Raw genomic sequence first — 20294 nt, forward strand, 5'->3', positions numbered from 1 at the left:
CGGACGTCGTAGACCATCCGGCCGCCGGTGTAGGCGATCAGGAGCGGCAGCAGGTAGGTGATCATGGGGCCAACCAGGCCCACGTTGGGCGTTCCGTCGGCGTTGGTGTCGAAGCCGCCGAGGGCCGGGACCGGGATCCAGCCCTTCTCAATAAAGAGGGCCGTGATGAGGCCCCACGCGATGAACGCGCCAATGTTGGGCATGATCATGCCGGACAGGAACGTCCCGAACTTCTGGACGTGAACCCGCAGGCTGGTGCGGGATTTCGCAACTGTCTCTGTTGCCATGTGCTTTCCTAACCGTCATTCCTGCTGCAGCGCAGGATGGGTCCGATATTTACGACGAAGTGCTGGTGGAGATTCGGTGAAGCCATTCGAGGAACAGTTTGAGTTCCGAGCTTGAAAGCTGGTCTGAGTGCGAAGCCTGAAGTGCGGCATTCAGGGCAATCGCTGCCACCACTACCGAGGACTTGCCGGAGTCTTCCGGCGCGGCCCCTTCGGCCTGTGCCGCAGACACCGCAAAGATCATGGCGTCCCGGGTCATAGTGGACAGTTCAAGGTTCCGTTCGGCGGCGGGTTCCGCAATCAGCATCAGGGTCACACCCACGTTGGCGGCCAGGATGGACCTGGCTGCTTCGCGCGGCTGGACGTTCAGCTGGCCCGCTGCCGCTGCCTTGTTCAGCATCTCCTCCATGAGCGCCTCGGCATCGGCAACGATGGCGGGGCGGCTTTCGGGGCGGATATTGCCGAACATCACCAGGTACAGTTCCGGCTGCTTGAGCCCGAACTGGACGTGGTTATCCCACATCCGCCGGATGTCCTCCAGCGGTTTTCCGGACGGGGCGAAGTCCCTCTCGCCCGCAACATACTCTTCAAAGCCTGCGGCGACGACGGCGTCGAAAAGACCTTCCTTGTCACCGAAGTGGTGGTACAGGGTGGGCGCCGTGACCCCTGCCAGCTGCGTGATCTGGCGGGTGGAGACGGCTGATCCCGCGGACTTTGCCAGCAATTCGGCCGCTGCACGCAACAGACGCATTTTGGGGGGAAGCTGGCCATCCAAACTCATAGCCGCTACCCTATCACCTATAGCATTGCTATATGAACTGAATCACATACAATTTTTTCAGGCACGTTTCCGCCCTCGCACATAGTGGTCGCGGCGGCCCCGGCATGGCGCCGGGATAACCTAGGCGGGCCTGGCTACCGGCAGAGAATGAGGACCTTCAGTGCAGACCTTCCCAGGAGTTGGCGTCAGCCCCGGCCGCATCATCGGAACCGTCCGGCAGATGCCCAAACCGATCAGCGAACCCCCTGCAGGTGAGCAGCTGGCCGGCGGTACGTCCGCCGAAGAAGCCACGGCCGGGCTCAAGGCAGCCTCTCAGTCCGTCCACGACGAACTTAAGGCCCGGGCCGCGCACGCCACCGGAGATGGCAAGGCCGTCCTGGAGGCCACAGCGCTGATGGCCAAGGACACCATGCTGATCAAGGGCGCGGCCAAGCTCATTGCCCGCGGCCTCTCGAGCGAACGCGCCATCTGGGAATCCGGTTCCTCCGTCGCGGAGATGCTCCATAACCTTGGCGGCTACATGGCCGAACGCGCCACCGACGTCCTGGACGTCCGCGCCCGGATCGTGGCGGAACTCCGCGGCGTCCCTGCGCCCGGCATCCCCACCTCCAGCACGCCCTTCATCCTGGTTGCCGAGGACCTGGCACCGGCCGACACCGCAACCCTGGACCCGAACAAGGTCCTGGCACTCGTAACAGCCGGCGGCGGCCCACAGTCCCACACCGCCATCATTGCGCGTTCGCTTGGCCTGCCGGCCGTCGTGGCTGCTATAGGGGTGGACGAACTCCCTGACGGCACGGAAGTCTATGTTGACGGCGCCGCAGGCAGCATCACCGCCGATCCCGATGCCTCGCTGCGTGCCGCAGCGGATGCGTGGGCGGCCACAGCTTCCCTGCTGGCCGAGTTCAGTGGCACGGGCACGACGGCGGACGGCCACCTGGTGCCGCTCCTCGCCAACGTGGGCGGCGGCAAGGACGCCGAGGCGGCAGCCAAGCTGGGCGCCCAGGGCGTGGGCCTTTTCCGCACCGAATTCTGCTTCCTGGAACGCGATACCGAACCCTCCGTGGAAGAGCAGGCAGCCGCGTACAAGAGCGTGTTTGATGCGTTCCCGGGCAAAAAAGTGGTTCTGCGTACGCTCGACGCCGGCGCCGACAAGCCGCTTCCGTTCCTGACCGACTCCACGGAGCCCAACCCTGCCCTGGGCGTCCGCGGCTACCGCACGGACTTCACCACACCGGGCGTGCTGGACCGCCAGCTGGAAGCCATCGCCTTGGCCGAGAAGCAGTCCGAAGCGGACGTGTGGGTCATGGCCCCAATGATCTCGACGGCGGAAGAGGCGGCCCGCTTCGCCTCTATGTGCGCCGACGCCGGCATCAAGACGCCCGGCGTGATGGTTGAAGTCCCCTCCGCCGCACTCACCGCCGAGGCCATCCTGCGCGAGGTGGGCTTCGCGAGCCTGGGCACCAACGACCTCACCCAGTACGCCATGGCGGCCGACCGCCAGCTGGGCCCCCTGGCAAACCTCAACACCCCGTGGCAGCCTGCCGTGCTGCGCCTGGTGGGTTTGACCGTGGAAGGCTCCCGCGCGGAAGGCCACAACAAGCCCGTGGGCGTCTGCGGTGAGGCGGCCGCTGACCCGGCCCTCGCCGTCGTGCTTACCGGGCTGGGCGTCAACACGCTGTCCATGACCGCGCGGTCCCTGGCCGCCGTGGCCGCGGTGCTGAAGACCGTCACGCTGGCCGAGGCGCAGCAGTTGGCCAAGCTGGCCCTGTCCGCGCCCAGCGCCACCGAAGCCAAGGCCTGGGTGCGGGAAAAACTGCCCGTCCTCGAAGAACTCGGCCTCTGACCGGCCGGTTCGGACCAACCGCCCGCCGCTAGCCACAAAGAAGCACCCACCAGGAGGAACAATGCCCGAACGCATCGCCACCATCGCCAGCCGCTCCGGCCTGCACGCGCGCCCCGCCGCGCTGTTTGCGGAAGCCGCCGGAGACGTGGGAGTTGAGGTCACCATTGCCATGCAGGGCGACCCGGAGGACGACGCACTGGACGCTTCGAGCATCCTGTCGCTGATGACCTTGGGCGCCGCCAAGGGCGATGTTGTGGTGCTCCGGGCTGAAGGTGACGGCGCCGACGCGGCACTGGATTCGCTGGTCAAGCTCCTGGAAACGGACCTCGACGCCGAATAGCTTCTTCTTCGCCGTTTCGATGGTTCCCTGCCGGATCGACGCTCGCAAACATCTGGTGGACAGGGAACCATCGAAACGGGCGACGGCCAGGGCCCTGGACACCGTCGGCGCCCTGGAACTCGACCCCGCGGCACGGCAGGCGCTTGCCTCCGAGCTGGCCAACGCCGACGAGCCCCGCCGCGGACTCCAAACGTGAGATCTCGGCCCTGCGAGGACCCAATAACGCCGGGATCTCGCCTCTGGAACGTGCCGGCCGTGGCTGGAGTGCGGTGCGGGCGTCGGATTCTGCTCCATCATTCGCACGCTCCGAAGCGGCTCGGCCCCGGAAGTGCTCGGGTTAGGCTTCTGGCATGGCACTGATAGCTCCACGCGTCACGGCCGGCCTGCCCGCCGACGACGCCCGGAACCTCGCGCGTTCCCTCCGGGACAGCAACGACATCACCGTGTTCGTGGACGGCACGGTCCACCGCCTGACGCCCCAGGCGAGGGACGCCGTCGTGGACCTGCTCGCTCGGCTGGGCCGCGGCGAAGCGGTGACCGTCAGCAGCGTGGAGGAAATGCTCACCACCTCCCAGGCGGCCGAACTCGCCGGGATTTCCCACACGTACCTGCGCAACATGACCGATCGCGGCGAGATCCCCGTGGAATACCGCGGCACGCACCGCCGGATCAGGCTGGCCGCCATCATGGCCTGGCTGGACCGGCAGAAGAAGCCTGACGGGCCAGAGCAGGCAGAGCAGGCCTAGCCCCGTCGTGAGCTGGGTCAGGGGCGGACGGGTCCCGGGTGTTGAGTCCCGGGTGTTGGATCCCGGCGCGCGAGCCTAAATCCGCGGGCGCGCCGCCCAGCGCCGCATTTTCAGTGCGGCGTGGAGTTCCAGCCGGGGCATCCCCTTCAGCGGGTCCACGCCCAGGAGCTGCCGGATGCGGCCCAGCCGGTTGTAGATGCTGCTGCGGTGCAGGTGGAGTTTGGTGGCCACGTCCTGGACTGAGCCGTCGTTGTCATAAATGAGCTCAAGTACGGGGAGAAGTTCATCGTTGCGGTCGTGGTCCTCCAGCATCCGCACATAAACGGACCCCGAGTCAGCCCAGGCACCGGCTCCCCCGCCCGCCGAGGCCAGCAGCTGGTACACCCCGGTGGCACGGCAGTCCACCAGTTCGCCCAGCTGGGGGTCCACAGCCGCCGCCTGCGCCGCCAGCCGGGACTGCCGGTATGCCTCGGCTAGCTCGCGTGGCTTGGCGAAACCCTCGCTGATGCCAAGGATGATGCGGTGCACCGGCCGGCCCGAGCGTTTGGCCAGCTCCAGCTGGTAGTGGACCAGCACCTGGGCATGGTTGGCCCGGCCTACCGACTCACGGAACAGCACCACCGAATGGGTTTCCGTGCCGGCGCTGAACAGCGCCACGTCCACCCCCACCGTGGCCTGCAGGGCGGCTGAGCGGTGGATCAGCGTGGAAGCTATGGGATCCGGGCCGCCGGCCCAGCCATCGGCGTCGAGCACAGTGACCATCTGCCACGGCCCCTTGCCCTGGATTTCCTTCCAGCCCGCCACGGCGGCCACCGCGTTGGCCTCGCCGGAACAGGCGGCCAGGAACTCGCGTTCGCGGCCCCGCCGGAACTCGGACTCGGCGGTGTTGGAGTCCAGCAGCAGGCCGGAAAGCAGCTCGATCTCCGGGGTCACGAGCGGCAACTGGGAGAGGATCGCCTTCGGACTTTCCTCTGCCGAGTCCTGCTGCACCCAGAGGTAGCCGACGCGGAAACCGCGCACCATCAACGGGACACACACCCGGCCCAGCATCCCCAGCTCCTGGTTGGCGGGAATCGCTACCGGGCGGACCGCCGTGGCGATGCCGTGGGAAAGCTGCCAGGCGCTGACATCGGCCGGGACCCGCTTGCTCAACAGGAAGTTCACCCGGACCCGGTCCGCGTGGGACTGGTTGGAGCTGTAAGCGAGCAGCAGTCCGTCCAGGTCCTCCAGCGACAGTCCCCGGCCAAGCTTCTGCGCCACCTGCTCCACCAGTTGTTCCACGTCCTGCTGCATGGGGTAACCCTACTGCTCCGGCAGGCATCCAGGCGAACGAACAGCAGGCGACACCTGACGCCCTGACGCTGAACATTTGTCGACCCACGAAAGCAGAAATTCCCGGAATCACGGGGAGCCTGCACGCCCCGAACCCTGCTTTCCTGTCAGTTGGGTCACAACCGGATTTATTCTGGAATCACAACTTCCCCCGCAATTTCGGGCCTACACGGCCTGAGAATATGGAGCCACAAATGATCATCGGTGTCCCCAAAGAGATCAAGAACAACGAATTCCGCGTCGCCATCACCGCTGCTGGCGTTCACGAGTTCCGGACCCACGGCCACACGGTCCTGGTAGAGCGCGGCGCAGGCTTGGGCTCAGGGATCACGGATGAGGAATACGCGATCGCCGGCGCCGAAATCGTTGCCGAGGCCGACGACGTCTGGGGCCGGGCCGACATGGTCATGAAGGTCAAGGAACCCATCAAGGCCGAGTACCACCGCTTCCGCAAGGGCATGATCCTCTTCACGTACCTCCACCTCGCCGCAGAGCCGGAACTCACGCAGGAACTCATCAACTCCGGCGTCACCGCCATCGCCTACGAGACCGTGCAGGAAGGCCGCACGCTGCCGCTGCTGGCCCCCATGTCCGAGGTTGCCGGCCGGCTGTCCGTGCAGGTCGGCGCCACCTCCCTGATGGCACCCGCCGGCGGCAAAGGCGTCCTCCTGGGCGGCGTACCTGGTGTCCGCCCGGCGAAGGTGGTTGTCCTGGGCGCCGGCGTCGCCGGCACCAACGCCGCCGCCATGGCCCTGGGTCTGGGCGCCGACGTCACCATCCTGGACATCAACATCAACCGCCTCCGCGAGCTCGACGCCCAGTACCAGGGCAGGCTCAAGACGGTGGCGTCCAACAAGTACGAGATCGAAAAGTCAGTGGTGGACGCGGACCTGGTGATCGGTTCCGTCCTGATCCCCGGCGCCAAGGCCCCCAAGCTGGTCAGCAACGAACTCGTGGCCCGCATGAAGCCCGGCTCCGTGCTCGTGGATATCGCCGTGGACCAGGGCGGCTGCTTCGAGGACACCCACCCCACCACGCACCAGGAACCGACGTACAAGGTCCACAACACGATCTTCTACTGCGTGGCCAACATGCCGGGCGCCGTACCCAACACGTCCACCTACGCGCTGACCAACGTCACCCTGCGCTACGCCGTGGCCCTGGCCAACCTGGGCGTCCGGGCCGCCTTCGACCGCGACCCGGCCCTCGCCGCCGGCCTCAACATCGCCGCCGGCCACGTGGCACACCACTCCGTCTCCGAGGCGCACAACCTGCCCCTCGTGGCGGACTGGCACGAGCTGGTTTCCGCCTAGTCCTCTAGGTCGCCGCCTGAACGGCAGTCATCCAACGCGTGCTGCTCCCCTGGTTGAGCCTGGGCCCACGCCAGCAGGGTTCCCTGACCGAGCTTGCGAGGTTAGGGGCTGGAGGGGAGCACGCTTTCTGGATGGCTGCCGTTCCGACGTTCGGTGGTTGCGCTGGCCGAAACCCGGATTTCGCCAAGCTCAACCACCGGACCTGCTTCAGCCGCCGACCGCGCGGAGGGCGTTCACCTGGCCGTAGCCGTTGAACCCGTTGTAGCCGGCACCGCCCTGGCACACCTGGGGTGCACCGTTGTCCGTTGCAGGGAACGGGGCGTACACACTCATGTCAGCCGGGCAGTCCATCGTGTCGGCGGTGGTGTTGATCCGCGATGCCACGGTGCCCGGGTTGCTGACTCCGGTGCTGACCACCAGCGCCGCGACACCGGCAACGTGAGGTCCGGCCATCGATGTGCCTTGCAGGTAGCAGTACGTGGCGCCCGCATCCACGACGCGCCGCAGGCAATTGTCGCTCAGGGACGACGGCCACGCGGACAGCACGCGGCCGTTAGTGGCGGCCGCCGTGAGCTGCAGGATGGAGTCGCCGCCGGGGGCAATCACGCTGACAGCGCCAACGCCGTAGCTGGAGTAGAACGACTTGATCAGCTTGTTGCCGTTGGCGCTCACGCCGATCACGCCGGGAACTTCCACCGGAACCACGGCGCAGGCGTTGGTGATGTCGCGCGTGACCGGGGTGGTGTTATCCGGGCTGGTGACATCCTGGGTGGGATGAGCCAGGTCGTCTGACTGGTTGCCTGCCGAGGCCACAACTGTGGTGCCGTTTTGCTGGGCAAACTTGATGGCCCGGCGCTCGGCTTCCCAGATGGCCCGCTGGGTGGGGTCATTCTTGCAGTTGAAGAGCCAGGGATCGGCAAAGTAGCTGTTGTTGGTGACCTGGATACCGTTCGATCCTGCCCACATAAAGGCGCAGACCACGGCTTCGGGGTAGAAGAATCCGTCGTCATCGCCGGCCTTGATCCCGGCAATCTTCACGTTCGGCGCAACGCCCACCATGCCGATGCCGTTCTTCGCGGCGGCGATGGTCCCCGCCGTGTGCGTGCCGTGGCCGTTGTTGTCCATCCAGGCCGCCGGATCCGTGTTCGGGACGCCGCCAACGCAGGAAACGCTCCTGGAGAAATCAACGTTCGGGGCAAGGTCCGGGTGCGTGTGGTCCAGTCCGGTGTCGATGTCGCCCACCACCACCGAGGCGCTGCCGCCATTGATCGCCCGGGCGGCCGGGGCCTGGATCTGGTCCATATCCCATTGGAGTGCGGCCAGGTTGTCATCGCCGGGTGCCGGGGCGCCGGGTGCTATGGCCGCCACAGCCGCACCGGAGTTGTCGTCTTCGACAGCCACGGCGAAGCCTGCTGTGGAAGCGGCCCCCTGAACGGAAGAATCTGCCGCGCGCAGGGCCGCATCAAAGCCGCCGCGGTCCGACTTTACGATGGCCACACCGATCTGCGGATAAGCCTGCACCACCGTGCCCCCGGCGGCCCGCACGGCCGCAAGCGAAGTGCGGGAAACGCCGTTGGCCTTGTACAGGACAATGTAGGTTTGGCTTCCGGCTTGGGCATTTGCCTGCATTACGGTTTTGGCAGGCTGCCCACTGGCCGACAACGCCGCAGGAGCCGCGGCGGTCGAAAGGCCAATGGCGAGGGCTAGTGCCCCGATTGGCGCCACAAGCTTGGTGAATCTTTGCATGGTGTTGCTCCAATTCCGCCGGCGGGCACCACGCGATCGCAGGTGCCGCTGGCAAGAGTCAATCGATCACGACCCTGACGGCTGTTTGCCTCGGATCCTTCCGGGCTACACCTGCCCAACAATTCGGTATCACCCGCAACAGAGACCTTAGTGACTCACCTCACGCAATTTCAATAGGCGGCGGTTCCGTAAGCCCGGGCTGATTCGATAATCTTCAGCACCTCGACGGCGTCTGCCGGGTCTACCGGGAGGGGCAGGTTGGAGGAGGCGCCGCCGTCGTCGATCTTGGCTGCCAGGAGCCGGTAGAACTCGGGGTAGGCACCTCGTTCCGTGGGCAGAGGATCGAGGTGGCCGTCACGGCCCAGGGCTCCTGCCCATTCCGGCTCCTCAACGCCGTATTCAGTGTCCAGCGGGCTGCCGCCGGCAACGATGTACGGTTCCTGCGGGTCGATCCCGTGCTTGGTGAACGCGCCAGTGGATCCGAGAATGCGGAAGCGCGGGCCCTGCTGGGCGCAAAGCATGTTCATGCTCAGGTGGCTGGTCACCCCGGACTCGTGGTTGAGCACCAGGAAAACGTCATCGTCCACCTTCTCGTGCGGACGCCGCGCCTGCAGTTCCGCGTGGGCCACGGCGGCTGGACCGAAAAGCAAAAGCGCCTGGTCGATAAGGTGGGTGCCCAGGTCGAACAGCACGCCGCCGCCGTCCGCCGCCGTGGCGCTGGCTTTCCACGCCTTCGAGATGTCCGGGGACCAGCGCTCGAAGCTGGACTCAAAGCGGGTCACGGCACCCAGCGCTTCGCCGGCCAGCAACTTCTGCACGGTCAGGAAATCGCCGTCCCAGCGCCGGTTCTGGAAAACCGTGAGCACCCGGCCCAGCCGCTCCGCGAGGGCGATCAGCTCCTGCCCCTCGGCGCTGCTGACGGCGAACGGCTTGTCGACGACGACGTCGAGGCCGGCCTCCAGGGCGGCCTTCGCCAGCGGGAAGTGAGTGGCCGGCGGGGTCCCCAGCACCACAAGATCGAGGTCACCGGCGAGCGCAAGGACAGCATCGCCGTCGGGCACTGTTTTGGCGCCGGGGTGCCGCTGTGTCGCGGCAGCCTGCCGACCGGCGTCGGACGTGGCGATAACGTCCAGCGAGTAGCGGGGATCCGCCGCGATGAGCGGCGCGTGGAAAACGCTCCCCGAGAGTCCATAGCCGACGACGGCGGTGCGGATACGGTGGTCGGGTTCAGTCCAGGTCATAGGGGAAACGGTACCCGCACGCTCTCTCACTAGATGTGCATTAAGGCCAAACGCTCTCTCACTTCCCGCAGATGACGTGCTGGAAGTGAGAGAGCGTTGGCGAAAACCCTCCGTTAAGTGAGAGAGCGTTGCAGGGAGGGTGCTACTTCTTGATCCAGCCCAGGGTGGACCAGTCCGGAACCTGCGAGAGGCTCTGGAACAGGGACGGGCCGTAGTTGGCCAGGCCGGTGCGGACGAAGGAGATCTGCGGGCCGTTCATCACAACACCCATGGAGAAGTACTTGGCCATGTGCTCCTTTTCAACCTCCATGGCTGCCTTGTTGCGCTCGGCGTTGTCCTCGATGGAGGCGAGATCGGCGATCTTCTTGTCCAGCTCGGCATCGCCAAGTCCGTTTTCGTTGACCTTGGAGTCGTAGTACTGCTTGACGGCATCGGTGGCATCCGGGCCAACGGTGTAGCCGGAGACGCTCATGTCGAAGTCGCGGCCGCCGATGACCTTGCCGAAGTCGGCGGAGGCACGCTGGTCAATACCAACATCCATGCCGCCGGCCTGGAGCTGCTTCTGCAGGGTCTGGGTGAAGGCGAGGGTGGTGGGGTCGTCACCGAAGTTGCTGATCTTGAAGGCGGCGGGCTTGCCGTCCTTCTCCATGATTCCGGCGGCGTTGGGCGCGTAGCCGGCGTCGGTCAGGACCTTCTTGGCAACGTCCGCGCCGGTTTCCTTCACCGGGTAGTTGTCCTGGTAGTAGTCCGAGAACGGCAGGACCATCATGGAACCGGAGCTGGGCTCTTCCCAGTTCAGGCCATTGAAGCGGACCTTGCGGAGGGCTTCGCGGTCAACAGCGGCGAAGATGGCCTCGCGGACGGCGACGTCGGTGATCTTCTGGGCGTTGATGTTCATGCCACCGGCGAAGAGGCGCTGGCCACGGCGGACCTCGGAGTCCTTCGTGCCCTCAAGCTGCTTGTACAGGGCGATGGTGTTGGCGGACATGGCATCGATCTCGCCATTCTTGAAAGCAGCGATCTGTGCGCTGGTTTCCAGCTGGCGGAAGACGACGCTTTCCAGGACCGGTTTGGTGCCCCACCACTTGTCGTTGGGGACCATGGTGACGGTCTTGGCTGCGGCGTCGTACTGGTCCACCTTGAAGGGGCCAGCCATCCATTCCGGATGCATTTCGCCCACGAAGCCTTCGTTGAAGATCGCAGGCGTGTTCACGGCCGGGTGGATCAGGCCGAAGAAGAGCGAATCCACGGGGTAAACCGGCTGGGTGGTCTTGACGATGATTTCTTTGTCGCTGCTGCCAGCCTCGACGGACTCAACGAATTCATAGGCCCCCGAGCTCACAATGTCGTAGCCGGCATCCGGGCTCTTCAGGATGTTCCAGGTGTTCTGGAAGGCCTTGATGTCGATCGGGGTGCCGTCGTTGTACGTGGCCTTGTCGTTGACCTTGATGGTGACGGTCTGCTTGCCGTCCACAACCTTGCTCTCCACCGACTCGCAGAAGTCCTTGTTAGGCGTTGCCTTGCCGACGAAGTCGACCTTCCAGCAACCGCCGATGCCGCCACTGTTCACGGCCACCGGGTTGATCGGGGCCATCATCGCGGAGTTGTCCGAGCTGTTGCCGTTGTTGGAGAACCCGTTGAAATCCGGCCCGATGCTGCCCAGCGGCAGGGTGACCTTGCCACCAGGCTCAAGATCAGCGGCCGGCTTCTCGTTGATGCTGATGAGCTTGGCCAGGTCACTGCCCGTTCCCTGCCCCTTGGCGGTTTCCGGTCCGGTGGGTGTTCCGCCACCGCCGCAGGCCGTCAGCGTCAGGGCTGCGGCAATGGCCGCTGCGCCGCCGATCTTGGTCAGATTCCTCATGGTTTTCCCTTCATAGGTGCGGGTGGTGCTTGTGATGGGTCGAAAAAATCTAGGGTGCATGGGGTTCCGCCGTTTCGTGGACCACCAGCATGTGCTCGTCCAGTTCACCATCCGGGAAGAAGCAGGCGAACTGCTGATCCGGTGTAGGCGCCGGGCCGGCCTCCAAAATCTCCACGGCAGCGGAAGGCTGCACGGCCACGAGCGGAGGCTCCAGGGTCAAGCAATGCTCCTGTTTCGCAGCGGGAAGCGCCGCGAAGACGGGGCAGCGGGTGGCGAAGTTGCAGCCCTTCGGGGCATCCAGCGGAGACGGCAGGTCCCCTTGCAGGATGATCCGCTCCCGAGTGCGCTCGAACTGCGGGTCCGGGACAGGGATCGCGGACAGCAGCGCGCGGGTATACGGGTGGCGGGGGTTGTCGAAAACCCGGTCCACCTCCCCGATCTCCACGATCTTCCCCAGGTACATCACCGCCACCCGGTTGGAGATGTGGCGGACCACGGACAGATCGTGGGCCACCATCAGGTAGCTCAGGCCCAGCTCGGCGCGGAGCTTGTCCAGGAGGTTGATGACGCCGGCCTGGACCGAGACATCCAGTGCGGACACGGGCTCGTCCAGGACCACCAATTTGGGGTTCACGGCCAGTGCCCGGGCGATGCCCACGCGCTGCCGCTGGCCGCCGGAGAACTGGTTGGGGAACCGGTTGACATGGTCCGGCTGCAGGCCCACCAGATTCATCAGTTCCATGATGCGTTTCTTGATGGCCCTCTTATCCAGGCCGGCGTTCTGGAGCGGCTCGGCCAGGACCTCGTAGACGGTGAAGCGGGGGTCCAGGGCGCCGGTGGGATCCTGGAAAACCATCTGCATTTCCTTGCGCATGGCGCTTTTGGTCTTGGCGTCGGCGGCCTGCTTGTTGCTGATGCCGCCGATGATCACCTCGCCGTCCTGGTCTTTATGGAACTCCATGATTTCCAGCAGGGTGGTGGTTTTGCCCGAACCGGACTCGCCCACAATGGAGAAGCACTCGCCTTCGCGGATGTCGAAGCTCAGGCCGTCCACGGCCTTCACGGTGCCGATGCGCCGCTTGAGCAGGGCACCCTTGGTCAGCGGAAAGTGTTTGCGGACATCCTTGAGTTCCAGCACGGTTGAGCGGTCCCCGCGGGGGATGAGGTCAAAGCGCGAGACCGGGACCGGCGGGGCGGAAAAGATCTCGTGGACATCCACGTCCCCGCCGAGGGAACCGGACTTGATGCAGGCCGCCTGGTGGTAGCCAGTCCCCGGAACCGGACTCAAAGCGGGCTCGCCGTCCAGGCAGGCATCGGTCACCAGCGGGCACCGCGGTGCGAAGGAGCAGCCGGTGGGGGTGTGCAGGAGGTTCGGCGGGATGCCGTCGATGGGGACCAGCGAGGATTTCTCCGCGACGTCCACGCGTGGCACCGCCCCGAGCAGGCCCATCGTGTAGGGCATCCGGGGATCGTAGTAGATGTCATCCACGCTGCCGGTTTCCACCGGCTTGCCGGCGTACATCACCATGATGTCGTCGGCGATGCCCGCCACCACGCCCAGATCGTGCGTGATCATCACGACGGCGGCGCCCGTTTCCTCCTGCGCCGTATGCAGCACCTCCAGCACCTGGGCCTGGATGGTGACGTCCAGTGCCGTCGTCGGCTCATCCGCGATCAGCACGCGCGGGTTGTTGGCGATGGCGATGGCGATCATCACGCGCTGGCGCATGCCGCCGGAGAACTCGTGCGGAAAAGCCCTGAGCCTGTTCCGGGGGCTGGGAATGCCCACCATTGCCAGGAGCTCGACGGCGCGGGTTTCCTTCGCCGCCTTGCTCATGCCCGGGTTGTGGATGGTGAGGGCCTCGGTGATCTGGGTTCCCACCGTGTACACCGGCGTGAGGGAGGACAGCGGGTCCTGGAACACCATGGCGATGTCGTTGCCGCGGTACGCACACATGGCCTTGTCGCTGAGGCCCAGCAGTTCCTTGCCCTTGAGCCTGACCGAGCCGGAGATCTCGGCAGTGGCGGGCAGCAGGCCCATGATGGCCAGCGATGTCACCGACTTGCCGGACCCGGACTCCCCCACGATTCCCAGCGTTTTGCCGGGCATGAGGTCGAAGTTGACGCCCCGGACGGCATGCACAGCTCCGTTTTCGGAGTTGAAGCTGACGTTCAGGTCCCGGACGGACAGGACAGCGTCCGACGGCGAGTGGAGACCGGCGATGTGGAGCCGCTCGGCCGCTGTGGGGGCCGGGTCAGCCGGCTCAAGGAAGGTGCTCATTTGCTCATCTTCTCTGCGCTGTTCTTTTTGGCCCGGCCAACCGAACTGGAGCTCGGGTCGAAGGCGTCGCGCAGGCCATCGTTCATCATGGCCAGGGACCCCGTAAGCAGGAACATCACGGTGAGCGGGACCCAGAACATCCAGGGGAAGGTCTGGACCTGGGACGTGGCGCCGCCAATCAGCACGCCGAGGCTCACATCCGGCACCTTGATGCCGATGCCGATGAAGGAGAACGCCACTTCGGCCAGGATGGCCCCGGTGACGCCGCGGGTGATGTCCAGGACCAGCAGCGACCCGATGTTGGGGACCAGGTGCCGCCACACGATGCGCCGCGGCGGGACGCCCATGTACTGGGCCGCCTTGACGAAGTCCCGCTGCATCAGCGACATGGACATCGAGCGGATAAGCCGCGCGGTCCCCATCCAGCTGAACACCAGGAGCACGATGATCAGCAGGAGCCAGCTGGGGAGGTTCTTCTTCAGGCCGTCGCCTCCGCCGCTGGTGGCCACTGCCACCACCAGCAGGGCGGGCATCATGATGAGGGCCTCCAGGACGAAGAGCATCACCTTGTCCACTTTGCCGCCGAAGTAGGCCATGGTGCAGCCATAGACCGCGGCAACCAGGACGGATACGAGGCCCACAATCAGGCCGATCATGATGGAGATCCTGGTGCCTTCGACAGTCATGGCATAGAGGTCGATGCCGGCCTGCGACGTGCCCAGGAAGTGGTCGCCGGAAGGCGGCATGCCGATACTGAAGGGGTCGATGGTCTCCTTGTCCCAAGGACTGAAGAATCCGCCGACAAAGGAGAAGATGGTCAGGCCCAGGAAAACCGCCAGCCCGGCGACGGCAGTTTTGTTCCGCATAAAGCGGCGGAAAATGATGGTGGATTTGGCGATCACCACATCGGCATTTTCGAGGTGCGCGTCCTGCGCCACTGCTGCCGGATCAACGGCATTGAGGTTGGTCATGGCTACTGCACCCTCACTCTCGGGTCAACAAGCGTGGTGGCGAAGTCGGCGAGGATGGCGCCCAGGGCGAAGATGACCGAGCCGTAGGCGAGGGTGGCCGTGGCCGCATTCACATCCTGCAGCGAGATGGCGTCAATGCTCCAGGACCCCACTCCTGGCCAGGCGAAGATCTTCTCGGCGAAGAAACCGCCGGCGAAGATGGCCGGGATGGTGAAGGCGATGCTTTGGGCGACCGGGATGAAGGAAACCCGGAGGGCGTGCCGGGTGATGGCCTGGTTCCGGGTGAGCCCCTTGGCCCGTGCCGTCCGGACGAAGTCCGCATTGACGTTGTCCAGCAGGTACTGGCGCTGCGCGATCTGGTACGAACCCCAGCCGACGAGCGTGATGGCGATCGTCGGAACCGCATAGTGGGCCACCATGTCCACAAACTGCGCCCACCCGGCTTGCATGCCGGGCGTGGAGATGCCTGTCACGAAGAAGATGCGCTCCCCGACGGTTTCGTTGATGTTGATGGCACCGAGCTGCACCAGGAAGTAGGCAATGGGGGCGGGCACGATGTACGCGAGGTAGCTGTAGGACGTGATCACCCGGTCCTGGAACTTGTACTGCCGGGCCGCCGAGTAGACCCCGAGGGCGACGCCGATGACGAGGGTCAGGACGATGGATGCGAGGAAGAGCCGGGTGGAGATCCAGACGCGGTCCCCGAATTCAGCGTTGATGAAGGCGCCGTTGGGGCTGCGTCCCCAGTCCCAGCGGGTCACGATCCCGGTGAGCCACTCAACGTAGCGCTCCCATGGGCTGAGGTCCGGATCCAGGCCTTTCAGGCGCATGGAATTGGCGACCTGCTCGGGGGTGGGGCGGGGAATCCGCTCCTGTTCGAGGAGGGCTGGCTTGAGGGAGCTGACGGCCAGGAAATAGCCGGCTGACGTGGTCAGGAAAATCATGAAGACGTAGGTGATGCCGCGCTTGGCGAGGTACCTGATCATGTGGCAGCTACTTCGGGTTCGTTGCCGCCGGGATTCTGGACGAACACTCCAAGGGATGCCCTTGGGCCGGCATCGGAGTTCCTGCCTTCACTACATCCACGTTCCAGATCCTTCCGATTTCCCGGCCAGCAACGGGTCTCGCCGCCACCGGGTCCCCACCAGCGTGTAGCCGGCCTCCCGCGACCAGCGCAGAGCAAGTCCGGGTGGACTATGTTGCGGGTCACATTCCAGAGGAAACTACCACAGAGTAGCGTCCGAAATGCGGGCACCTGAGCGGAATCCGCGCGCTCCGTATCAGATTGTTATGAATAATTCAGTGGAATTGATATGACTGGACGAGCCGCTGGATTCAGGCGTAGTCTACCGCCCGCGGACCACCCGCGTGACAAGTTCCCGCCAGGAGTCCGTCAGCCGCTCGGGCGCCAGGCCGTGGACGCGGACGGCGTGCAGGAGCCGGTCCGGATCCAGTGTTGCGGTCAGGGACATGGCCATCAGCAGCGGGTCCGCGTCCATGCCCTCCTCCCGGAGGAGGAGCTCGATGTGGCGCTGCCACAGCTTGACTGCCGGGACCTCATAGCGGCTGTGGGCCGAAGCCTCGGCCGCCCTCGCCAGGTCCCCGTGCTCCATCACATAGGCGATCCGCTCCGCACCGAAGGCGATCAGCCGCTCCAGGCCCGGGGCGCCCGGCCCCAAGGGCGGCGGGCCGAACATAAAGCGGGCCTGGAAGGCGGCCTCGGAATCGCTCAGCAGCGTCATCATCAGCCCGGCGCGGCTGCCGAACCGGCGGAAGACGGTGCCCTTGCCCACGCCGGCGCGCTCGGCCAGCCGGTCCATGGTCAGGGCGTCCGGGCCACACTCGGCAATCAGCTCCCGCGCCGCGCCCAACAGCCGCTCACGATTCCGGGCAGCATCACTGCGCTCAGCGGGCGGGCCGGAGAGCGAACCGGGCAGCAGCGGGATAAAGCTCACAGTCCATATCCTAGACCCGGGAATAATAATCGGACTACGGTCCGTTTAGTCCATGAAGGCACCAAGCCTCCACCCTTCCATCGGCCAGCGGTCCCACCGCGGCCCACTAAAGGAGTCCGTTATGTCGAAGAGCACCGTCCTTACCCTTGTTGGCAGCCTCCGCGCCGAATCCACCAACCAGAAGCTCGCCGAAGCTATCCAGCTGAACGCTCCCGAGCAGGTTGACGTGGTCATCCACGAAAGCCTGGGCAACATCCCGTTCTATAACGAGGACATCGACGTCGAGGGCCAGGTTCCCGCCGCGGCCGCCGCCCTCCGCGCAGCCGCCAACGATGCCGACACCATTCTCCTGGTGACCCCGGAGCACAACGGCACCGTGCCCGCATCGCTGAAGAACGCCATCGACTGGCTGTCCCGCCCCTTCGGTGCCGGCGCCCTCTCCGGCAAGCCCACCGCCGTCGTCGGTACCGCATTTGGCCAGTTCGGTGGCGTGTGGGCACAGGACGAGGCCCGCAAGGCAGTGGGCATTGCCGGCGCCCAGGTGCTCGAGGACGTCAAGCTGGCCGTCCCGGGCTCCATGGTCCGCTTTGCCGAGCTGCACCCGAAGGACGATGCCGAGGTAGTGGAGCAGATCAAGGGCGTCTTCGACGCACTCGCCGCCGCAAAGCCGGCAGCGTAAGGCAGCCGCACGCAGCAGCGCCAAGCAACCAAATGCCCCGGGCACCGCAAGGTGGCCGGGGCATTTGTTATCGCACCGTGAGCGGACCGGCGCTGACGCCCGTACGTGTGACCAAGTCTTGTTCCAACCGGTACCTCGCGGGCATTTTCAGGGCTGAGGGACCGCCGTAACGTTTAATGCACGGAGAGCATTCGGGGATGGAACGCGGTGCGGACATGGCAGGCAGGCGGAGCGCCGGAAAGCTGATGGCGACGGCGGCAGCACTTACGCTTCCGCTGTGGCTGGGATGCTGCGCCCCCACCTCCAACCCGTCTGCCGGGAGCAGCGTCGCACCCGGCGCAACCACCATTGAACACTCGGACCGCGTCCAGCCGCCGTTGGTTCCAGTTCCCCAGCCGCAGGCACCCCCGCCGGTCACCGCTGTGCCCGCCGAAACCACCGGCCCGTCCGCCGCTTCGTCCCCCGAGCCCTCGGGCCACGCCTCCGGCGGGACGCCCGGAACACCCGGGCAGGGCTCCGGCACCACTCCCTCGTCCGGAACGGCTTCGCCCGGAACTGCCGCGCCCGGAGCCGCCGCGGCACCCGGTACAACTACTGCCTTGGGAGCGAGCCCCTCGCCGGCCCCCGAGTCCTCGGCCCCGCCCCCGGCCCAGCCGGCCCCTGGCAAGTCCGGCGGATCCCAGACGGTGACCGCCTACTACGTGCTGCTCGACGACGGCGGGGCGGGAGGTGTGCGCTTTGGCTGCAATGACAGCCTGGCCGGCGTCCGCCGCACCGTGGCGGGCTCCACGGAACCGTTGGCCAACGCCATGCGCGCCCTGCTCGACAACGCCACAGAACCGGCCCCTGGCCTGTACAACTCCCTGTCCGGCTCAACCCTCACGTTCCTGTCCGGCACCTTCGACGGCACGGCCGTGACGGTCTACCTGTCCGGCTCGATCCGCCCGGCGGGGGTGTGCGACATCCCGCGCATCGAGGCCCAACTCACGCAGACTGCCGTCGCGTCGGTGGGCGCCATCCGCGCCGAGGTCTACGTCAACGGCGTGAGGCTCGCCGAGGCACTACGCCTCCAGTAGCGCAACTGATCAACAGATGTTGCCTTATCGGCAACTGCCGGCTGTATCCTGAAGGTGTGAGCCACGAAACACTTGATGCCGGCGCAGTGCAGTTGCCGGCCGAAGCCATTGATGCCATCGAACGCGCGGCCACGTCCGCCCACCGCGCCGCCCATCCCCACGAGGCGCTGTTTTCGGAGCGCGCAGCCAACATTAAGCAGTCAGCGGTGCGGGACGTTTTCGACATTTCGATGCGCCCCGGACTGGTGTCCCTTGCCGGGGGCAGTCCGTACCTGCAATCCCTTCCGCTTGAGCGGCTGGCCGCCACGGCGGCAAGCATCATCGCCAACGAAGGGCTCACGGCCCTGCAGTACGGCGGCGGGCAGGGCACGGAAGAACTGCGCACCCAGATCTGCGAGGTGATGGCAGCAGAAGGAATCCTGGACGCGGTCCCGGAGAATGTGGTGATCACCGCAGGCTCCCAGTCGGCCCAGGATGTGGCCACCAAGGTCTTCTGCAACCCGGGCGACGTGGTGCTGGTCGAGAACCCCACCTACGTGGGTGCCCTCAATACGTTTGAGGCGTACCAGGTGGAGGTGGCCACCGTGGAAATGGACGACGACGGCCTGGTGCCTGAGCTGTTGGAGGCCCGGATCGCCGCCCTCCAGACAGCCGGGAAGAACATTAAGTTCCTCTACACCATCCCCAACTTCAACAACCCCTCAGGAATCACCCTGGCCGGGGAACGCCGCCAGCGGGTTGTTGATATATGCCGGAACGCGAATATTCTCGTGCTGGAAGACAACCCGTATGGGCTCCTCCGGTACAACGGGACACCGCTGGAACCGCTCCGCGCGGCCAACCCCGCCGATGTCATCTACATGGGATCGTTCTCCAAGATCTTCGCCCCTGGTCTCCGCATCGGCTGGGCATTGGTCCCGGAGCACCTCCAGCGGCGCTACTACCTGGCATCCGAATCTGTGACGCTGTGCCCGCCGACGCTGAACCAGATGCTGGTGTCCGCCTACCTCAGGGACTATGACTGGAAGGGCCAGATCGAGACCTACCGGGATCTGTACGCCGAACGATGCACGGCGATGTTGGCCGCCCTGGACGAATACATGCCAGCCGGCACCAGCTGGACAAGCCCGGAAGGCGGCTTCTTCGTCTGGGTCACGCTGCCGGCAGGCGTGGATACCTATCCCCTGCTGCAGAAGGCGATCGAAGCCGGTGTTGTCTTTATCCCCGGGGCTGCCTTCACTCCGTCCGATTCGCCGTCCAATAAGCTGCGGCTGGCGTTCAGCGCGGTGCCGCCCAACGCCATCAAGGAAGGCGTCCGCCGTTTGGCCCCGGTACTGCGCGAAGCCCTTGCAGCGCTGTAACGTTGGCCGGACTGAGTGTGGCCACGATTGATACTGAACAAGGAGTACAAAGCATGAGCGGAATTATTGTTGTCGGCGTTGACGGCAGCGGCACCGCCAAGAAGGCCGCCGAATCGGCGCGGGATCTCGCCGCCGCCCTGGGCGCCTCGCTGCACGTCGTCTCAGCCTTCGACAGCGACCGCACCGAGGTCTTCGGCACGGGCAGCGACCAGTGGATCGTTTCCGACGCCGACGGTGCCGAGCATGTTGCCAAGACAGTGGCCGAGGCCCTGGCCGGCTCCACCAAGGTGACCTACTCGGCCGCCCGCGGCAAGCCTGCCGAAGCGCTCATCAAGGAAGCCGAGCGCCTGGACGCCAAGATGATCGTGGTGGGCAACCGGCGGATGCGCGGCATTGGCCGGGTCCTGGGAAGCGTGGCCAACAGCGTGGCCCACAACGCCACCTGCGACGTCTATATCGCCAACACCTACGACGCCGACTA

18 protein-coding genes and 1 pseudogene are annotated in these 20294 nt (G+C 65.6%); 9 read left to right on the top strand and 10 right to left on the bottom strand.

Annotated features, from left to right (window positions below):
- Positions 1 to 287: pseudogene (locus V6M49_RS17265) on the bottom strand (PTS mannose transporter subunit IIA); the annotation flags it as partial.
- Between the two features lie 49 nt (positions 288 to 336).
- Complete coding sequence (locus V6M49_RS17270) at positions 337 to 1065, bottom strand: TetR/AcrR family transcriptional regulator (protein WP_104062868.1); 729 nt, start codon at positions 1063 to 1065, stop codon at positions 337 to 339.
- A 160-nt stretch (positions 1066 to 1225) separates the two neighbouring features.
- Between V6M49_RS17270 and ptsP the strand changes: the two genes are divergently transcribed.
- The 4 genes from ptsP to V6M49_RS17290 all read left to right on the top strand — a co-directional run bounded on the left by ptsP (position 1226) and on the right by V6M49_RS17290 (position 3997).
- Positions 1226 to 2911: a phosphoenolpyruvate--protein phosphotransferase gene (gene ptsP, locus V6M49_RS17275; protein WP_104062869.1), complete on the top strand. Its 1686-nt coding sequence runs from the start codon at positions 1226 to 1228 to the stop codon at positions 2909 to 2911.
- Between the two features lie 61 nt (positions 2912 to 2972).
- Positions 2973 to 3251 carry an HPr family phosphocarrier protein gene (locus V6M49_RS17280; RefSeq protein ID WP_056341927.1) on the top strand — a complete coding sequence of 93 codons (279 nt, stop codon included), beginning with the start codon at positions 2973 to 2975 and terminating at the stop codon, positions 3249 to 3251.
- 55 nt (positions 3252 to 3306) lie between these two features.
- Positions 3307 to 3447, top strand: a complete 141-nt coding sequence (locus V6M49_RS17285; RefSeq protein ID WP_332762294.1) for a hypothetical protein — start codon at positions 3307 to 3309, stop codon at positions 3445 to 3447.
- Between the two features lie 154 nt (positions 3448 to 3601).
- Complete coding sequence (locus V6M49_RS17290) at positions 3602 to 3997, top strand: helix-turn-helix domain-containing protein (protein WP_332762296.1); 396 nt, start codon at positions 3602 to 3604, stop codon at positions 3995 to 3997.
- Positions 3998 to 4072: 75 nt separating this feature from the next.
- On the opposite strand, the gene V6M49_RS17295 is transcribed toward V6M49_RS17290, so the two are convergent.
- On the bottom strand, positions 4073 to 5290 hold the full coding sequence (locus V6M49_RS17295; protein ID WP_141138786.1) for a PucR family transcriptional regulator: 1218 nt from the start codon (positions 5288 to 5290) through the stop codon (positions 4073 to 4075).
- A 233-nt stretch (positions 5291 to 5523) separates the two neighbouring features.
- Between V6M49_RS17295 and ald the strand changes: the two genes are divergently transcribed.
- Positions 5524 to 6642: an alanine dehydrogenase gene (gene ald / locus V6M49_RS17300; protein ID WP_141138787.1), complete on the top strand. Its 1119-nt coding sequence runs from the start codon at positions 5524 to 5526 to the stop codon at positions 6640 to 6642.
- 207 nt (positions 6643 to 6849) lie between these two features.
- Here ald and V6M49_RS17305 read toward each other — a convergent pair whose 3' ends face one another.
- The 7 genes from V6M49_RS17305 to V6M49_RS17335 form a co-directional block, all read right to left on the bottom strand.
- Positions 6850 to 8388, bottom strand: a complete 1539-nt coding sequence (locus tag V6M49_RS17305) for a S8 family peptidase (protein WP_332762298.1) — start codon at positions 8386 to 8388, stop codon at positions 6850 to 6852.
- A gap of 170 nt (positions 8389 to 8558) precedes the next feature.
- A complete protein-coding gene (locus tag V6M49_RS17310; RefSeq protein ID WP_332762300.1) occupies positions 8559 to 9629 on the bottom strand; it encodes a Gfo/Idh/MocA family protein in 1071 nt (356 codons plus the stop codon).
- 142 nt (positions 9630 to 9771) lie between these two features.
- Positions 9772 to 11490 (bottom strand): ABC transporter family substrate-binding protein, encoded by a 1719-nt coding sequence (locus V6M49_RS17315; RefSeq protein WP_252599633.1) that lies wholly within the window; start codon positions 11488 to 11490, stop codon positions 9772 to 9774.
- A gap of 49 nt (positions 11491 to 11539) precedes the next feature.
- Positions 11540 to 13771, bottom strand: a complete 2232-nt coding sequence (locus tag V6M49_RS17320) for an ABC transporter ATP-binding protein (RefSeq protein ID WP_332762303.1) — start codon at positions 13769 to 13771, stop codon at positions 11540 to 11542.
- On the bottom strand, positions 13768 to 14742 hold the full coding sequence (locus V6M49_RS17325) for an ABC transporter permease (protein WP_332762306.1): 975 nt from the start codon (positions 14740 to 14742) through the stop codon (positions 13768 to 13770). The genes V6M49_RS17320 and V6M49_RS17325 overlap by 4 nt, the downstream gene beginning before the upstream one ends.
- A gap of 2 nt (positions 14743 to 14744) precedes the next feature.
- The gene (locus tag V6M49_RS17330) at positions 14745 to 15728 is read right to left on the bottom strand and encodes an ABC transporter permease (RefSeq protein WP_332762308.1); all 984 of its coding nucleotides are present in this window, start codon (positions 15726 to 15728) and stop codon (positions 14745 to 14747) included.
- A gap of 360 nt (positions 15729 to 16088) precedes the next feature.
- Entirely contained in the window at positions 16089 to 16697 is a 609-nt protein-coding gene (locus V6M49_RS17335; RefSeq protein ID WP_141138794.1) for a TetR/AcrR family transcriptional regulator, read from the bottom strand.
- A gap of 121 nt (positions 16698 to 16818) precedes the next feature.
- Here V6M49_RS17335 and V6M49_RS17340 point away from each other — a divergent pair, with 121 nt between their 5' ends.
- From V6M49_RS17340 to V6M49_RS17355, 4 genes are all read left to right on the top strand, one after another.
- On the top strand, positions 16819 to 17376 hold the full coding sequence (locus V6M49_RS17340; RefSeq protein WP_104062881.1) for an NAD(P)H-dependent oxidoreductase: 558 nt from the start codon (positions 16819 to 16821) through the stop codon (positions 17374 to 17376).
- Positions 17377 to 17573: 197 nt separating this feature from the next.
- Complete coding sequence (locus V6M49_RS17345; RefSeq protein WP_332762311.1) at positions 17574 to 18452, top strand: hypothetical protein; 879 nt, start codon at positions 17574 to 17576, stop codon at positions 18450 to 18452.
- 56 nt (positions 18453 to 18508) lie between these two features.
- Positions 18509 to 19813 (top strand): aminotransferase-like domain-containing protein, encoded by a 1305-nt coding sequence (locus tag V6M49_RS17350; protein ID WP_141138795.1) that lies wholly within the window; start codon positions 18509 to 18511, stop codon positions 19811 to 19813.
- Between the two features lie 53 nt (positions 19814 to 19866).
- Positions 19867 to 20294: universal stress protein (locus V6M49_RS17355; RefSeq protein WP_141138796.1), on the top strand; the 428-nt coding region annotated here is incomplete at its 3' end.

The sequence above is a fragment of the Pseudarthrobacter sp. genome, assembly GCF_036675385.1.
Classification (GTDB): domain Bacteria; phylum Actinomycetota; class Actinomycetes; order Actinomycetales; family Micrococcaceae; genus Arthrobacter.

What these genes read in the sequence shown, in the direction of transcription:
- V6M49_RS17270 (WP_104062868.1), bottom strand. Translation starts at nt 1,065, where the DNA reads ATGAGTTTGGATGGCCAGCTTCCCCCCAAAATGCGTCTGTTGCGTGCA.
- V6M49_RS17280 (WP_056341927.1), top strand. Translation starts at nt 2,973, where the DNA reads ATGCCCGAACGCATCGCCACCATCGCCAGCCGCTCCGGCCTGCACGCG.
- V6M49_RS17290 (WP_332762296.1), top strand. Translation starts at nt 3,602, where the DNA reads ATGGCACTGATAGCTCCACGCGTCACGGCCGGCCTGCCCGCCGACGAC.
- V6M49_RS17295 (WP_141138786.1), bottom strand. Translation starts at nt 5,290, where the DNA reads ATGCAGCAGGACGTGGAACAACTGGTGGAGCAGGTGGCGCAGAAGCTT.
- ald (WP_141138787.1), top strand. Translation starts at nt 5,524, where the DNA reads ATGATCATCGGTGTCCCCAAAGAGATCAAGAACAACGAATTCCGCGTC.
- V6M49_RS17305 (WP_332762298.1), bottom strand. Translation starts at nt 8,388, where the DNA reads ATGCAAAGATTCACCAAGCTTGTGGCGCCAATCGGGGCACTAGCCCTC.
- V6M49_RS17310 (WP_332762300.1), bottom strand. Translation starts at nt 9,629, where the DNA reads ATGACCTGGACTGAACCCGACCACCGTATCCGCACCGCCGTCGTCGGC.
- V6M49_RS17315 (WP_252599633.1), bottom strand. Translation starts at nt 11,490, where the DNA reads ATGAGGAATCTGACCAAGATCGGCGGCGCAGCGGCCATTGCCGCAGCC.
- V6M49_RS17320 (WP_332762303.1), bottom strand. Translation starts at nt 13,771, where the DNA reads ATGAGCACCTTCCTTGAGCCGGCTGACCCGGCCCCCACAGCGGCCGAG.
- V6M49_RS17325 (WP_332762306.1), bottom strand. Translation starts at nt 14,742, where the DNA reads ATGACCAACCTCAATGCCGTTGATCCGGCAGCAGTGGCGCAGGACGCG.
- V6M49_RS17330 (WP_332762308.1), bottom strand. Translation starts at nt 15,728, where the DNA reads ATGATCAGGTACCTCGCCAAGCGCGGCATCACCTACGTCTTCATGATT.
- V6M49_RS17340 (WP_104062881.1), top strand. Translation starts at nt 16,819, where the DNA reads ATGTCGAAGAGCACCGTCCTTACCCTTGTTGGCAGCCTCCGCGCCGAA.
- V6M49_RS17345 (WP_332762311.1), top strand. Translation starts at nt 17,574, where the DNA reads ATGGAACGCGGTGCGGACATGGCAGGCAGGCGGAGCGCCGGAAAGCTG.